This is a genomic window from Vreelandella arcis (genome assembly GCF_900103865.1).
GTDB classification, from domain to species: Bacteria; Pseudomonadota; Gammaproteobacteria; order Pseudomonadales; family Halomonadaceae; genus Vreelandella; species Vreelandella arcis.
Window position 1 is genome coordinate 91,151 of the sequence record NZ_FNII01000007.1, and the last position, 12,997, is coordinate 104,147.

Genomic DNA, 12,997 nt, shown 5'->3' on the forward strand with positions numbered 1-12,997 from the left:
TTATTCGCGGAAGCGATAGCCCACCCCCCAAACCGTCTGGATAAACGCCGGGTGAGCGGGATCCGTTTCGATCTTTCCGCGCAGCCGGTTGATGTGGGTATTGACGGTATGCTCGTAGCCTTCGTGGCTGTAGCCCCATACGGCGTCGAGCAGTTGGATACGGCTGAATACCCGCCCTGGATGACTGGCAAAGTGCCAGAGCAGGTCAAACTCCCGCGCGGTGAGCTCGACGGCTTGCTCGTGGATAAACACCCGTCGGCGAGCGGGGTCAATACGTAGCCCATCGGCGGTTAACGCTTCATTGCTGGTCTCTGCGGCGGGCGCGGATGCCATGGCGTCCACGCGCCGGAATAAGGCCTTCACCCTTGCGGAAAGCTCGGCCACGCTGAAGGGTTTGGTGAGGTAATCATCCGCCCCGATTTCCAGGCCCAGCACCCGATCCAGCTCCGTGCTTTTAGCCGTCAGCATCAGCACGGGGACGTAGCCTTTGCCGGAACGGATTTCGCGGCACACGGAAAGCCCGTCCATGCCGGGCAACATCAGATCAAGAATCACCAGGTCGATACCCCCTTCACGAAAACGCGCAAGCCCGGTATCCCCCCGCTCACAAAGAACGGGGGTCATGCCAAGCTCGGCCACGTGTATGCGGACGAGCTCACCGATACCTGGGTTGTCTTCAATGATCAGTACGTTTCGTGTCATAGGAACCTGGCTTTTAAACGCTCGCGATTAGTTCGTGTGTCTGAGGCTTACATGCCCTCGCTTTCCATATCCTCTTCCATTTCCATATCGCCCTCGGACATGCTGTCATCTTGCATATCGCTGTCCATGGAATCGGTCATGGAGTCATCCATAGAGTCGGACATATCATCCGTCTTCATGTCACTATTCTCCATTGGCTCATGTTCCATTGACTCATGCATGTCGTCTTCCATCATGTCATCTTCGGACATCATTTCATCCGCATAGCTGGCCGTCGCCATCAGGCTGAATAGACAGATGGCAGCGATTGTCGTGAACTTGTTCATGGCGTTTTTTACCCCCTAGGTTTAAGCCTGCCGGATTGGCAGGCTCAACACCTATACTAGGCGGATACCATCACAGCAGAGTCACCGGGTGTTAAAGAGTGTATCGCGCAAATCTCACAAATGTGTCACGGGTGGCCGAATGATAGGGCGATGGCAACAACACCTTATGTTTCAATACGCTTGTTTTAACAAGGAGCCCCCATGGCTTCAAAACGCCACGAATTGGTGTCGTTAATTGACCAAGGTGCGATACCGCCCAACCAAGTGCCTAAAGCCGTGAAAGCGGCCGGGCTGTGCCCTTCGCCCCGTGCGTGGGGGGTGTTTATTGATCGGCTTTTACTTTGGCTGGGTGGCTTGGCTTTGGCCTTCGCGGTGCTGTTTTTTGTGGCCTATAACTGGGCCGAGCTGGGTCGCTGGCCGCGCTTTGGCCTGGTGCAGGTGGCTCTCGTGCTGGCGGTGGGCGTTGCCGTTTGGGGCAATACTCACCGCTGGGTAGCTAGGGCCGCGCTGACCGCCGCGTCGCTGTTGGTTGGGGTGCTGCTGGCGCTGTTGGGTCAGGTGTATCAGAGCGGCGCCGACCCATGGCAGCTGTTTTTCGTCTGGGCCGTGTTGATCCTGCCCTGGGTGTTTGTCAGCCGCTTTGAGCTACTTTGGCTTGCCTGGCTGGCGCTTTTGAACACGGCGCTGTGGCTTTATTTTCGCACCTGGGGCGGGGCGCTCGACGTGTGGTTCGTCAGTAGCGATGCCATCTTTTGGTGGCTGTTCGTGCTCAACACCGCCGCGCTTGTGGTAGGCGAGTGGGGCGTACAGCGTCGGCGCTGGCGCGTCAGCCGCTGGACCCTGCGCACCCTGGCGCTAGGCAGTGGAGTCCCCATCACTTTGTTGATGATGACGCTGATCGTCGATGCAACGGCGTTTTACATGCCCGCGCTAGGGGTTTACCCGTTATGGCTCGTGGCGCTGTATGGCGGTTATCGCTACGGGCGGCCGGATCTGTTGTTGGTGGCGGGTGGCTGTGTGTCGCTGATCTGTGTAGTGACATTGGCGCTGGCCCGGCGATTGTTATGGCAGGGCGAATGGCAGCCGGGTAGCTTGCTGATGTTGGCGTTGGCGGTATTGGTAATGGGTGCCGGCGCCGTGATGTGGTTAAAGCGGCTGCATACGGAGGCGCCCTCATGACCCATAAGGCGACGTCTTTACGCGCCAGGTTGCACCAGGCGGGTATTGCAGTAAACGAAAGCGGCATGCAAGCGTCGCCGCAAATCCCTTGGTTCGTGCGCGTGCTGCAGGCGTTTTCCGGTTGGCTGGCAGCGATGTTCCTGCTTGGTTTTATCGCCATGGTCGCGGCGTCCGTGGTGGAGAGTACGCTTGGGTCGTTGAGCTTGGGCGCCATGATGCTGCTGGCGGCGTTTGGGCTGTTTTGCGTGACGCGCAGCGACGTGGGCGAACATCTGGCGCTAGCCGTTAGCCTGGCGGGGCAACTTCTGGTGGCCTGGGGCCTGGCCAATGTCTGGGAAACGTCCGCTTACCTATGGTGGGTGTTGCTGGGTTTGCAGTGCGTGCTGGCGCTGGTCATGCCTAGCCACACGCATCGTGGTTTTTCTGCCTTTGCCGCCAGCGTGGCGCTGTATATGGCGTTGGCGATGAGCGCCATGAACCCGGTTGCCAGCGGCATGGTGCTGCTGGCCCTTACCGCGCTCTGGCTGAATGAGTTTCGCTGGCCGACGCGTATCCCCCATGTGCAGGCGTGGGGTTATGGTCTGTTGGCGGGCCTGCTGGTCATTCAGGGCGTGGCCCATACCGGCGGGTCGCTTTTGTATTTCGATGCCCGGACGGCGGGTATTTGGGCGGCGTTAACACCCTGGCTGGGTGTGGCGTTGGTTGCGCTGGCGCTAGGCGCGCTGTTGTTGACGCGGCTAGATGCGTCTCTTTCAGCCAGGGCACGTGGGGCCGCTTATGTGTGTGCGGTCGTGTTGCTCATAGTGACCTATCACGTGCCGAGCGTGGGGCAAGGCGTGGTGGTGATGTTATTGGGCGTTGCCGTTGGGCATCGCCTGCTGGTGGGAGTCGGCGTGCTTTCGCTATTGCTGGGCATTGGCAGCTATTACTATTCGCTGGAGACCACGCTGCTGATGAAGTCAGTCACGCTGCTGTTGATTGGCGGGCTGCTGTTGTTGCTGCGCTTGGCGTTGCGCCACTGGCTGGGTTCAACGATGTCAAAGCAAGCCGACGGGAGCCCTGGCCATGATGCGTAGTGCCAAGTGGCGCCGGGTGGTTATCGTTGCGACCACGCTGTTGATCCTGGCGGTGGTGAACGCAGCGATCTGGGAGAAGGAGCAGCACCTGGCCGAAGGCGAGGTGGTGTATCTGGCGCTGGCGCCAGTCGATCCGCGATCGTTAATGCAGGGCGACTATATGGCGCTCAATTTTGCGCTGAGTAACGAGATTCAGCGTGCGCTGCAAAGCCGCCGTGATGACGGCGCGCCCAGGTCGCGCGACGGCTACGCCATTGTGCGTGTGGACGAACAGCGTATTGCTCACTTCCAAGGGCTGGCGGAGGGCCAAAGCACGCTGGATAACGACGAACGGCGTCTTCACTACCGCCTGCGCAATGGCCAGGTGCGGCTAGCCACCGATGCATTCTTTTTCCAGGAAGGCCACGCCGAGCGCTATGAGGCTGCTCGCTATGGTCGATTCCGCGTCAACCAGCAAGGTGAACCCTTGCTGGTGTCCCTGCACGATGAAGCCCTTGAAAATCTCAGCCAATAGCAGGCTATGAACTGATCAAGTAGCAGTGGGTGCGCCCGCCATAGCAGCGCCGAGGCGTCGATCATATCCGGCACCACGGCGCTACGCTACTGACGGATGGGGCCTTTATAAAGGGCCGATACTTCTCGCGTATGTCTGAGGCCGAAGTGGCAGAGAGCGAGGTGCCACAAGTTGTGCACCCTGACAGTCAATCTGACGCTCGGCTACGGCCGGGGCGGTGGCTCGTCGCAGGAAGTCGCGGTTGATGGGGCTATGTGGCTTGAGCGCCAAACGTTCGTTGGCCATTCCCTCAGCAAGCTCTCGATTTCCCCCACGTAGGGCGGCTTCGGTCAGCGTCCAGTCGATGATGTCGCGCTGGGCGTGACTACCGCCGAAGGCGTTGGCAATAAAACGTACCGAGTTTAGACGCTCGGCCGCGGTGGTGTAATGGCCGCGCCAAAAGGCTACAAATCCTTCCGCCAGGGGCAGGCCGATGCGTCGAGCCCAGGTCGCTGTCTCGGAACTGTGGAGGTTATTGCGTAGTGTGGCCAGCAGCGCTTCCACCTGGGCGTCGCGACCAGCACCCAGGTAGGCCATCACTGCATGCCAATCGTTAAAGGGGTAGAGCTGTCCGTCCGCGTGCTGATCCCAGGCGATCGCCAGTTCCTGCCAACGCTCTTTGACATCCTGACCCGTGAGGCTCAGCCGCCACAGCAGCGCCGAGGCGTCGATCATATCCAGCACCACGGCGCTGCGCGCCTGACGGATTGGGCCGTCATAGAGGGCCAGCACTTCTTTGGTCTGCCCGAGGTCGAGATGGCAGAGGGCGAGGTGCCACCAGTTGTGCACCTTGAACAGATTGTCGTCGCCCGACCAGTAAGGCTCGCGCTCGGTCATCCAGCTAATGCCGTCCTGAGCACGGCCCTGCATTTCCATGACGTGGGCGATGGCGTGGTGTGCCCAGCAGTCGAGCGGTTGCAGATCCAGTGCTTGTCGGCCGACTTGTTCGGCGCGTGCGTAGTCGCCAGTCTCCTCTAGCCCGAAGGCATACATGCCTTGCACGATGGAATGACCCGGTATGTCGGGCGACCATCGAGGTAGCACGCGAGCTAGGCGGTCACGCAGGTTACGGGCATTGGCTCGGTAGAAGTCGACCAGGTGGCCGGCCTGGAGGGCCAGTAAATCGTGTGGGTAGCGCAGGTTGTGGTAATCCAGGGCGAGCCCTGCGGCGCTCCACTCGCCAGCAAGCAGCTGCGCGAGTATGGCGGCATGAGATGCTTCCCGGTCATTCAAGCGTGAGTCATTAACGGCTGCCAGTTCGGCCTTGGCAGCGGCTGCCGCGGCGGGTTCTGTGGCCAAAGCAAATAGGTAGATCTTGGCGATGCGTGCCATGGGGAAGTCGGGGGCGGTCTCAATCGCCTGCTCTAGTGGCGTGACGGGATCGCCTCGGTAGAGGTTGAAGGCGTCGACGGCACGATTGTACTGCTGCAAGGTCTCGGCGGTGGCACCGGTCAGGGCGTTGCCTTGGCGGTCGGTCAGCATAGTAGGGATCTCCGGTTTTTCTTTGTGATTGTTGGCGGTGACAGCATTTTGCCACCGGGTGGCGGCCAGTCCGCTCACCAGGCTGCTAGACTACGTTGAGGTACGGGAAAGCATAATGGCCGAGGCGCCGGGGTTGTTGTCCGATCCGCCGCGATAGAGACACAGACCCATGGATGCTGCACTTGATGTGCTGCGCATGATTCGTTTTACCGGTGGCATCTTTCTCGATGCGGAGTTCTCTGCGCCCTGGTGTGTGGTGGCACAAGTCACTCCGGAGGATTGTCTGCCTTTTACACCGGTGCCTCAGAGCATCCTGGCTTATCACTATGTCAGCGCCGGGGAGCTGTTGTTGCAGGTGGATCAAGGGCTGCCGGTGGCGTTGTCGGCGGGGCACATTGTGCTTTTGCCGCGCAACGATCCGCATCTCCTGGGTAGCGAACTGGGCGCCTGCCCTGTCAGCGTCGATCACCTGCTACAGCCCATAAACGAAGGAGGGCTGTCACGCATCGTCCACGGTGGTGGCGGCGAAATCACCCGCCTGCTGTGCGGTTTTCTGCATAGTGAGACACCCTGCGATGCTCTGATTGCTGTACTGCCAAGAGTAATGACACTAGACGTGGCGGAGGGCGCTGCCAGGGCGTGGATCGAGAGTTCCTTCCGCTTTGCAGCCACGGAACTAGCTGCCGGGGCGGTGCGCTCGCCGGCGTTGCTCGCCAGGCTCGCTGAATTGCTGTTTATCGAGGCTGCACAGCGCTACCTTACCCGCCTGCCGCCCGATCAACGTTCCTGGGTTGGCGGATTGCGCGATCCTTTTGTCAGTCGAGCCTTGACCCAACTGCATGGTTTCCCTGAACGACATTGGACGACTCAAGGGCTGGCGTGCCAGGTCGGACTCTCCCGCTCTGCTTTTGCCGAGCGCTTTACTGAGCTTGTAGGAGTGCCGCCGATGCGCTATCTGGCTAGGCTGCGTATGCAGATCGCCTCCCGCCGCCTTTCGGAGTCGCTGACCCCTATCTCGCGCATCGCACTGGAAGCGGGGTACGAGTCAGAAGCCGCTTTCAGCAAGGCATTCAAGCGCGCATTCGGCGAGCCGCCAGCGACATGGCGACGGAAGCTCCGTACACCTGCACGCTCCTGATGGGCAAGCCGCATGCCGCTGTCTTTAGGTTCAATCGACATACTGCGCCTTGCTTCATTCCGCAAGGTAGGCTGTACTTTGTGTTCTCACTGACAAGGACGGCTCGGTGATTCCCCCCTGGGTTGCCTAACGGCCGGGCCTGTCGGTGGCATACAAATGGCTCACTTTAATTAACAAGGCCTCTATGAAAGCAAACACCGCGTGGCCCGTGTGGTTAGTGCTGTTCGTGGCATTCACTTTTTCTAGCCTCTGTACGGCGCAAACTCAAGAAGAGGAAGGCGGGGGCGAGAACCGTCAATGGTTTAGCGTTGATTCAATCAACGCCGGACTTGGCGAGGCCCCCGAGGAAGTGAGCCGGCTAACGCCCAGGGAAGCGATTCGCAGCTTTGTGAAGCTGACTGAGCAAGAAGAGTATGAAGCGGCCGCTCATGTGCTCAACTTGGCTGAATTCTCTGAACAGGAGCAGCGTGAACAAGGCGCTGAATTAGCCCGCCAGATGGCGGAGGTTCTCAAACGCGGTAAGTGGCTGAGTGTGTCGGATCTCCCGGGGCGTGAAGACGCCATGATCGTAGACGCCTCGGGCCAAAATCCCCGTGCGGGCGAAGTGCGCCGCAGCGTTGAATTGGCGACGCTCAGAACCCGTGGCGATACCTACGCTATTCGGCTAGGTCGATACCGCGTGGGTGAAGAGGAGCCGGCATGGCTGATCATGCCCATCAGCGTGACGTACATTCCGATGCTCTATGAGCGATTCGGCCCGTCGATGTTGGAAAATTATATTCCCGAGCGATTTCAGAGCTCATTTGGTCTCCTGAGAATTTGGGAGTGGATCGCCATTCCGGTGTTTCTGCTGCTCAATGTGTTTTTCGGTTGGGTGGTTTATCGGTTCATCGGGTTGTTGGCGACATTGGCCCCTTCGGGTGGGGTAAGCATTTTCGCTGGCCAAATTGGCGTACCCACGGCGCTGGTGGTGGTGTCGTTGGTCACACAAGCGTTGTTGGGCTACGTGGTGTCGTTCTCGGCGGTGGCGACGACGACCTTTCGTGTCGTACTGATCAGCATCTTGGCCTGGGGCATCGGTACCATCGCCTTGCGCCTTGTGGATACTCTGATGCTGGGAATGACGCGGCGCTTGGTCGGTGGAATCGACGACACCGATTCCAAGGACGATCGCAAACTGCTCACCACGCTTTATGCACTGCGCAGGATTATTATTCTGGTCACTGTGACGGGTGTATCGGTCTATATTCTGGGGCAAATTCAATTGTTTGAGACCCTTGGCATGTCGCTTTTAGCGTCTGCCAGCGTGTTGGCGGTGCTGGTGGGTGTCGCCGGTCAGGCGGTGTTGGGCAATATTCTCTCGTCGTTTCAGCTGTCACTTGCCAAACCTATCCGGATTGGCGATCTGGTGATATTCGAAGAAGAATGGTGCTATGTAGAAGGTATTTTCTATACCTTTATTCGTTTGCGGGTATGGGATGACCGGCGGCTTATTGTGCCGGTCACCTATTTTGTCACCAGGCCCTTCGATAATTTGTCGGTCAAGGGCACCAAAATGTACCGCTCGGTGACGCTTACGCTGCACTTAAGCGCCGACATCGAACTGATAAGAGAAAAGTTTCTGGAAGTTGCTAAAGAAGAAGACGATATCATCGAGCACCACAAGCTGCTGTGTTACGTGACCAGCCAAACTGGCGCGACGCAAACCGTGACCTGCTATTTAATGACCTCTGACCCCATGTCTGGATGGACCGCGGAAATGCACGTACGCGAAAAACTCATGGCGTTCATCCGCGACCATCACCCCGACTGGTGGCCGAGAGACGTGGTGGTTATTAGCCATCGGGATATCGCTCGGGGCGAAGGGCAGACCCAGCGCTCGATCAACGCGCCCAACGACGCGTCGAGCGAAGAAGTGTCCGACACCGAGGCGCCGGGCGACCGGGATCAAAGCGAGTCCACGTGACCGGCGGTGAGCGGTCTGAGGCCAGGTTCATGGCGTACATGGTAGTAAAGGCCGCTTACCAAGACAGGGAGTGTTTTTGCATGGGGTTACAAGTCGAACAGCGTTTATTACCAGGCTGACAAGCCTGGGATGTTAGCAAGCGCGCTTGGACGTGGCACGATAGTCATGAAGGTTTGTTGCCGACCACACCGATCGAAATTGAGCGTTACCCTGGGCCGCTATTGCTTTCCCATGGCACTGAAGACCGAATGTGGTCGGTTGAGATGACTAGGCGTCTTGAGAAACGCCTGAGCGAGCATGACCGCAACCCCGAGGTGCACTACTACGGAGGTGAGGATCATGTCTCTAGCAGCTCGGGACAGAATGTTCACTACCAATTGTTGCTAGACTTCTTTTCAAAACATCTTTAACCCCTCACTCGTCATCTTTCCATGTAAAAAGCCCATCTCGGTAGCTAAGAGGCATGGCTGTCATGATGGCCGTTTTAGGTAGATTGTCGATATGCGCTTTGGGCTGCCACCAGGGCTGTTCTTTGGTGGGCGGCAGCCATTCAATGCTGTCGCTAAAGTGGGTCGTATCTACCTCTAGCACTAACGGTGCCTCATCATAGACGAAGTATTTGTTGGCGATATAGAGAACTGCTTCTTCAACATTCAAATGAACGCAGTCGAGCTTATGATCGTTGCCGCAGCGGGGTACATAGCCTAGCTGCTGTGTTTGATCCCAAATAGTTTTGCTGATGACTCTGAATAAACGCATAGCGACTCCAGGGGTGTTTTTTACTCCGACCTAGTTAGCCTAAAAGCTCAAGTGGACTTGAGGTCAAGTTGCACTGAAGTCGTGAGGTCTATTGCAGAATAAGACTCTTGGGCCGCGGCGCTGGATGAAATCAGTGACCTTATCGGCGATGGTGTTGATAAAACAACTCTGCCCAGCATGTGAATAAAAGACTTTTTTGCTATTATTGATGGAAATCCATCTTTTTTATGGTGCGCCATGTCAGTCCTTGCTCAAACAAAGCTCACCCCTGAAATGGTGCTGGCGAAAGCGGTACTGAGTGCTGCTGAGCAGTTGGGGTTATCGCAGACTGATTTGGCAGCAGTGCTTGGCGTGCACCGCACAACGATTACACAGCTTAAAAAAAGTCTGAAGCTTGACCCCAACTCTAAGCAGGGCGAACTAGCCCTGCTGCTCATTCGCTTAGCTCGAGCGTTGTTCGCTCTTACCGGCGGCGACCAAAAATGGATTCAGCATTTTATGCGCACGCCTAACCGTGTCACTGGTGGCATCCCAGCTGAGCAAGTGACGCAGTTGGAAGGGCTGTTTGCGGTACTGAGGTTCGTTGATGGTATGCGGGGTAAAGTGTGAGTGTGTGGGAGGCCTGCGGCGGCGAGCGAAACATCGAACCCATCTCGGGCACGCTGTACCGGCTGGTGGAAAGTCAGGAGCAGGTCGCGACGCTCAGCTATGTCGACACGCTAGAAGAGCAGGAAATGCTTGAAGCCCTGCTTGAAACTGCTAAACCGCCTAACCCACAGCAGGAGCGAGACCTGCACTACCTATTGAAAACACCTTTCCGGTACCCGCCTCTCCATTGGGGGTCGCGTTTTGGCCGTGTGTTTGAGCCAAGTATTTTCTATGGCGGTAAGAGTGTTGCGACTACCCTCGCTGAGTCTGCCTACTACCGACTGGTTTTCTGGTACTCCATGGAAGGGGAGCCCGTTACCGAGTCGCTGCGTTCAGAGCACACGCTATTGTCGGTGGACTATGCCGCTCAAAACGGCGTCAGGCTAAACGCTGGCGCCTTTATCGAACACATCACCGCGCTGACGCATCCGGTCGATTACGCGCCTTGTCAGCAATTGGGCAGTGCAATGCGTAGGGCGGGGGTGGAGGCCTTTGAGTACGCCTCTGCAAGAGATCGTCAAGGCGGTGCCTGTGTGGGCTTGTTTTCCCCTGACGCGCTCGCCCAGCACGCGCCAACCGATATGCAGCCCTGGCTTTGCGTCACGAACGCCGCTCAAGTCTCATTCAAACGCAAAGACGCACCCGGGGTAACGACCTATTATCTGGATGATTTTCTGCATCAGGGGGTGCTGCCATTCCCTGCTTAGGGCGTTTCTATAATGCGCAGCCAGCAGCCCAATTCGCTACGGCTTACCCTACGCCGGCCGCCACTAACTGCACCGCGCCATAGACCGCGACGCCGGCAGCCACCGGCCAGCCCAGCGAGCGTAGCCGCCACCACACCATCAGGGTGACACCTAGTCCGATAGCCGTCGCTATCCATGAAATGGCGCTTGGGTTAACCGGCATGATCGACACGCCCAATACCGCCGCAATCATCAGCGGGCCGAGAATGGTGAGCCACTGGGGCATGTTGTTGAGGCCGGTTGTACTGTCTATGCGGCGCTGCATCCACAAGAACGGCACCACGCGCATCAGCAGGGTGCCCAGGGCTGACGCCACCACAGCAATCCATAATGCAGTGCTCATGGGTTACACCTCCCAGCCTTGAACTTGACCATATAAAAGCACAGCGCGCCGCTGGTGGCGGCCAGGGGAATGGCCACGTTGCTCCAGCCGTACAGCGTCAGCAGCAGCGCCGAGCCAATGGCGGCGCTCAGCGCCACCGCCCAGCGCTTATCCGTGAAGCGCGGCGCGACCATGGTGAGAAACAGGGCGGGTAGCGCAAACGGCATTACTTCGCCGAGGAGTGGCCAGCGTGCGGTCAGCGTCTCACCCGCCGTGGCCCCTATTACCGTCCCTACTATCCATACGCCCCAGGCGAGCAGGGCGGCGCCGGTGAACCAGCCAAACCGATCCGCTGCTGGTAGTTGGGGAAGCCGGGTGAGCGCCAGGGCAAATACCTGGTCGGTTAAACCGTGCATCAGCCAGGGCCAGTGGCGGCTGCGCGGCAATAAAGCCGCCAAGTTAGGGCCGTAAACCAGATGGCGCACGTTAATCAGCAGCGTCATGGCGACCACCAACCAGAGCGGCGACCCCGCGGCCACCATGCCGACGAACAGGAATTGCGAAGCCCCGGCGTAAATCAGCGTCGAGATCACGGCGGCTTCCCAGGTGCTAAACCCCGCCTGGGTGGCGACCACGCCAAACGAGAGCGCGACCGGGATATAGCCGCCAAGCAGCGGAATGGCTTCGCGAACGCCGGTGAGCCATGCAGGCGAACGGCGGGGCGCGGCGAGCGGCTTCATGGTGTGTCTCCCGGGGAGGCATAAACGACGGTTAATAGCAGCGTCGCCCAGGCGTCCTGGGTGCGATAAAGGTGGGGTTGGTCAGCGGGAAACGCCATCGAATCGCCCGCGGTTAGCGTGCGAGTGGCGCTTTCCGGGCCGGCTTCCAGCCAGCCGCTCAATAGCGTGAGCGATTCCCGCGAACCAGGGGTGTGCGGCTCAGCATGGCGTATGGTATGCGGCGCGCAGCGCATCCAGTAGGCATCGATCTGGGGCGTATCGGTTCCCTGATCAATCAGCCGCACCAGAACGCCATCTTCGCCCAGCGGTACGGTAATTGGCGCGACCAAGGTGCCAAAGGGAACGTTTAACTGCACGGCAAGTCGCCAGATGGTGTCGAGCGTCGGGTTGCCGTTGCCTTGTTCAAGGCGCGACAGGTTGGACTTGGCAATCCCCGCTGCGCTGGCTAACTGCGAAAGCGACCAGCCCCGCTCGAGGCGGAGTGCCTGTAAATGATGACCGAGAGTGCTAAGTGAAAGTGAATCCATGGGTGCCGCCGCATCGTTGCATTAACAAAACGTTCCATTTATAGAACGTTCTATATAAAGAACGATCGACTGTCAACCATCCGCTAAACACGTGTGGCGAGCATAACTATCGGCGGAGGTTTCCGCCGACAGCATGGGTGGTTACTAAGCGGACGCGGCGTTGGCACTTACCGCAGTCGAGCGGCGGGGCATAGCGGTTGGGTCGTTTAAAGCGTCGATGTTGGCATAGCCTTTTTTGACGAGCGCGACCACGTCCGGAGAAGCGCCCCAATGCAGCAGCATGGTATCAATGAGCTGTTCGGCATCGTCAAAGCGGCCGCAATGGCTAAGCAGCTTGGCTACGGTGTAGTCACAGGCGGGGGTATCAAACATGTCGTCCTTGATTTCCTGAATGGCGAGTTCTAATCCGGCTTGAGAAATCTCAACACGCTGTTCGCGTTGCATAGCACATCTCCTTGTGAATGCGGGGTGATGGGCTTCGATATCAAATAGCATCGAGGCACCTTCATATTGTACGCATCTTATACGTATGCGAGCTTAATATAGTCATCGTTGCAGCGCGATAACCTGTGATATGCAGGCCTCCCACTAGCCTAGGGGTTAGCCTATATTCAAGAAATGGCCGACCATTTCTAAATAAGTATATATATCACATGGCTTTATCGATCGTCTGTGCGCTGTCCAACGCTAATGGATGAATCATCGCCGGGCAAAAAATGGAAAGTGAAATAATTATGCAGAAGTTTGCAAGATGGAGTGTTAGCAACTAGTGTTTGTACTGTGCAAGACAGGGAAAATAGAAATCGCCAGGAAGGCAGGCTTACGGATAAGCC

Annotated in this window: 15 protein-coding genes and 1 pseudogene; 8 read left to right on the top strand and 8 right to left on the bottom strand. The window is 58.0% G+C overall.

Annotation, left to right across the window (positions count from 1 at the left end):
* A complete protein-coding gene (locus BLR97_RS09865) occupies positions 1-702 on the bottom strand; it encodes a response regulator transcription factor (RefSeq protein ID WP_089705693.1) in 702 nt (233 codons plus the stop codon).
* Positions 703-749: 47 nt separating this feature from the next.
* Entirely contained in the window at positions 750-1,028 is a 279-nt protein-coding gene (locus tag BLR97_RS09870) for a hypothetical protein (protein ID WP_089705696.1), read from the bottom strand.
* 201 nt (positions 1,029-1,229) lie between these two features.
* Here BLR97_RS09870 and BLR97_RS09875 point away from each other — a divergent pair, with 201 nt between their 5' ends.
* From BLR97_RS09875 to BLR97_RS09885, 3 genes are read left to right on the top strand one after another with little or no spacing between them, the layout of a single operon-like run.
* The gene (locus BLR97_RS09875) at positions 1,230-2,207 is read left to right on the top strand and encodes a DUF2157 domain-containing protein (RefSeq protein WP_089705699.1); all 978 of its coding nucleotides are present in this window, start codon (positions 1,230-1,232) and stop codon (positions 2,205-2,207) included.
* Positions 2,204-3,283: a DUF4401 domain-containing protein gene (locus tag BLR97_RS09880; RefSeq protein WP_089705702.1), complete on the top strand. Its 1,080-nt coding sequence runs from the start codon at positions 2,204-2,206 to the stop codon at positions 3,281-3,283. Before BLR97_RS09875 ends, BLR97_RS09880 begins: the two co-directional genes overlap by 4 nt.
* Positions 3,273-3,797, top strand: a complete 525-nt coding sequence (locus BLR97_RS09885) for a GDYXXLXY domain-containing protein (RefSeq protein ID WP_089705705.1) — start codon at positions 3,273-3,275, stop codon at positions 3,795-3,797. Before BLR97_RS09880 ends, BLR97_RS09885 begins: the two co-directional genes overlap by 11 nt.
* A 105-nt stretch (positions 3,798-3,902) precedes the next feature.
* Here the strand turns inward: BLR97_RS09885 and BLR97_RS09890 are convergent, their stop codons facing one another.
* Positions 3,903-5,318 carry a tetratricopeptide repeat protein gene (locus BLR97_RS09890; RefSeq protein ID WP_244511276.1) on the bottom strand — a complete coding sequence of 472 codons (1,416 nt, stop codon included), beginning with the start codon at positions 5,316-5,318 and terminating at the stop codon, positions 3,903-3,905.
* Between the two features lie 169 nt (positions 5,319-5,487).
* Between BLR97_RS09890 and BLR97_RS09895 the strand changes: the two genes are divergently transcribed.
* The 3 genes and pseudogenes from BLR97_RS09895 to BLR97_RS09905 form a co-directional block, all read left to right on the top strand.
* A complete protein-coding gene (locus tag BLR97_RS09895; protein WP_089705707.1) occupies positions 5,488-6,456 on the top strand; it encodes an AraC family transcriptional regulator in 969 nt (322 codons plus the stop codon).
* Between the two features lie 184 nt (positions 6,457-6,640).
* Entirely contained in the window at positions 6,641-8,422 is a 1,782-nt protein-coding gene (locus BLR97_RS09900; protein WP_089705710.1) for a mechanosensitive ion channel family protein, read from the top strand.
* A 161-nt stretch (positions 8,423-8,583) separates the two neighbouring features.
* Positions 8,584-8,832: pseudogene (locus BLR97_RS09905) on the top strand (alpha/beta hydrolase family protein); the annotation flags it as partial.
* 4 nt (positions 8,833-8,836) lie between these two features.
* Here BLR97_RS09905 and BLR97_RS09910 read toward each other — a convergent pair.
* A complete protein-coding gene (locus BLR97_RS09910; RefSeq protein ID WP_089705713.1) occupies positions 8,837-9,181 on the bottom strand; it encodes a DUF952 domain-containing protein in 345 nt (114 codons plus the stop codon).
* A gap of 237 nt (positions 9,182-9,418) precedes the next feature.
* Between BLR97_RS09910 and BLR97_RS09915 the strand changes: the two genes are divergently transcribed.
* Both BLR97_RS09915 and BLR97_RS09920 read left to right on the top strand, forming a co-directional pair.
* Positions 9,419-9,790, top strand: coding sequence for an MbcA/ParS/Xre antitoxin family protein (locus BLR97_RS09915; protein WP_089705716.1), 372 nt, complete (start codon positions 9,419-9,421; stop codon positions 9,788-9,790).
* The gene (locus BLR97_RS09920; RefSeq protein WP_089705719.1) at positions 9,787-10,536 is read left to right on the top strand and encodes an RES family NAD+ phosphorylase; all 750 of its coding nucleotides are present in this window, start codon (positions 9,787-9,789) and stop codon (positions 10,534-10,536) included. Before BLR97_RS09915 ends, BLR97_RS09920 begins: the two co-directional genes overlap by 4 nt.
* A gap of 43 nt (positions 10,537-10,579) precedes the next feature.
* Here the strand turns inward: BLR97_RS09920 and BLR97_RS09925 are convergent, their stop codons facing one another.
* The 4 genes from BLR97_RS09925 to BLR97_RS09940 all read right to left on the bottom strand — a co-directional run bounded on the left by BLR97_RS09925 (position 10,580) and on the right by BLR97_RS09940 (position 12,608).
* Positions 10,580-10,918, bottom strand: a complete 339-nt coding sequence (locus BLR97_RS09925) for an AzlD domain-containing protein (protein ID WP_089705722.1) — start codon at positions 10,916-10,918, stop codon at positions 10,580-10,582.
* A complete protein-coding gene (locus tag BLR97_RS09930) occupies positions 10,915-11,637 on the bottom strand; it encodes an AzlC family ABC transporter permease (RefSeq protein WP_089705725.1) in 723 nt (240 codons plus the stop codon). Before BLR97_RS09930 ends, BLR97_RS09925 begins: the two co-directional genes overlap by 4 nt.
* The gene (locus BLR97_RS09935) at positions 11,634-12,164 is read right to left on the bottom strand and encodes a helix-turn-helix domain-containing protein (protein WP_089705728.1); all 531 of its coding nucleotides are present in this window, start codon (positions 12,162-12,164) and stop codon (positions 11,634-11,636) included. Before BLR97_RS09935 ends, BLR97_RS09930 begins: the two co-directional genes overlap by 4 nt.
* 144 nt (positions 12,165-12,308) lie before the next feature.
* Entirely contained in the window at positions 12,309-12,608 is a 300-nt protein-coding gene (locus BLR97_RS09940) for a hypothetical protein (protein ID WP_089705732.1), read from the bottom strand.
* Positions 12,609-12,997: the final 389 nt, after the last annotated feature.

What these genes read in the sequence shown, in the direction of transcription:
- BLR97_RS09865 (WP_089705693.1), bottom strand. Translation starts at nt 702, where the DNA reads ATGACACGAAACGTACTGATCATTGAAGACAACCCAGGTATCGGTGAG.
- BLR97_RS09870 (WP_089705696.1), bottom strand. Translation starts at nt 1,028, where the DNA reads ATGAACAAGTTCACGACAATCGCTGCCATCTGTCTATTCAGCCTGATG.
- BLR97_RS09875 (WP_089705699.1), top strand. Translation starts at nt 1,230, where the DNA reads ATGGCTTCAAAACGCCACGAATTGGTGTCGTTAATTGACCAAGGTGCG.
- BLR97_RS09880 (WP_089705702.1), top strand. Translation starts at nt 2,204, where the DNA reads ATGACCCATAAGGCGACGTCTTTACGCGCCAGGTTGCACCAGGCGGGT.
- BLR97_RS09885 (WP_089705705.1), top strand. Translation starts at nt 3,273, where the DNA reads ATGATGCGTAGTGCCAAGTGGCGCCGGGTGGTTATCGTTGCGACCACG.
- BLR97_RS09890 (WP_244511276.1), bottom strand. Translation starts at nt 5,318, where the DNA reads ATGCTGACCGACCGCCAAGGCAACGCCCTGACCGGTGCCACCGCCGAG.
- BLR97_RS09895 (WP_089705707.1), top strand. Translation starts at nt 5,488, where the DNA reads ATGGATGCTGCACTTGATGTGCTGCGCATGATTCGTTTTACCGGTGGC.
- BLR97_RS09900 (WP_089705710.1), top strand. Translation starts at nt 6,641, where the DNA reads ATGAAAGCAAACACCGCGTGGCCCGTGTGGTTAGTGCTGTTCGTGGCA.
- BLR97_RS09910 (WP_089705713.1), bottom strand. Translation starts at nt 9,181, where the DNA reads ATGCGTTTATTCAGAGTCATCAGCAAAACTATTTGGGATCAAACACAG.
- BLR97_RS09915 (WP_089705716.1), top strand. Translation starts at nt 9,419, where the DNA reads ATGTCAGTCCTTGCTCAAACAAAGCTCACCCCTGAAATGGTGCTGGCG.
- BLR97_RS09925 (WP_089705722.1), bottom strand. Translation starts at nt 10,918, where the DNA reads ATGAGCACTGCATTATGGATTGCTGTGGTGGCGTCAGCCCTGGGCACC.
- BLR97_RS09930 (WP_089705725.1), bottom strand. Translation starts at nt 11,637, where the DNA reads ATGAAGCCGCTCGCCGCGCCCCGCCGTTCGCCTGCATGGCTCACCGGC.
- BLR97_RS09935 (WP_089705728.1), bottom strand. Translation starts at nt 12,164, where the DNA reads ATGGATTCACTTTCACTTAGCACTCTCGGTCATCATTTACAGGCACTC.
- BLR97_RS09940 (WP_089705732.1), bottom strand. Translation starts at nt 12,608, where the DNA reads ATGCAACGCGAACAGCGTGTTGAGATTTCTCAAGCCGGATTAGAACTC.